The following is a 660-nucleotide window of genomic DNA, read 5'->3' as shown; positions in this document are numbered from 1 at the left end:
ACCACCGCACAATACGGTGGTTTTTTTCTAAACAAAAACCACCGCACAATACGGTGGTTTTTTTCTAAACAAAACGCGGCGTTTTAAGCTTATGGGTAAAGCCCTTTGCCGAACAAGTTGAAGATACGTGCAACACCTTGCGTGAAAATCATTGGCTCAGTGAGTACCGTTAAACACAAACAGTCTTCACCTTCCTGAGTAAAGGGGCTGTGTTTCACTGAGGCATCTCGTATCATCAAGTCGCCTTCTTCATACTGCCCGTCTTCATCGCTAAATCCACCATGCAGAACCAGTGTGGATTCCAACCCTCTGTGCGTGTGTTGTGGGATTTGTACATTTTCGCCGATGTACATCAGGCTCACTCGAGCATCTTCACCCAAATCAATTTGTGCACTGAAAACTTTCCCACCGTAGCTTCGCCACGATCCCACCAAATCAGAAAAGCGCACTAACGTTTTTGGAAGCTCGAAGCTTTTACCTGCGACATTGACGAAAGCTGTATCTTGAATCACCACATTGTCGTTCACAGGTTCTGCGTTAATAATGTCGTTAAACATGTCATCAAACTCAGGTGAATACTCTGATGGACTTTCACTCACTGTGTTTGCTTGACTTGCTTCTACTTGGTTTACATACGCTCGGCACTTTGAGCACGTCTCT

General features: G+C 45.0%; 1 protein-coding gene. It reads right to left on the bottom strand.

Annotated features, from left to right (window positions below):
- Window positions 1-89: 89 nt before the first annotated feature.
- The coding region (locus R7P74_RS26930) for a ChrR family anti-sigma-E factor (protein WP_318123725.1) at window positions 90-660 on the bottom strand (571 nt) is incomplete at its 5' end.

The organism is Vibrio sp. 2033 (genome assembly GCF_033339735.1).
The sequence above is the reverse complement of the archived record's forward strand: the minus strand, read 5'-3'. Positions and strand labels throughout refer to the sequence as shown.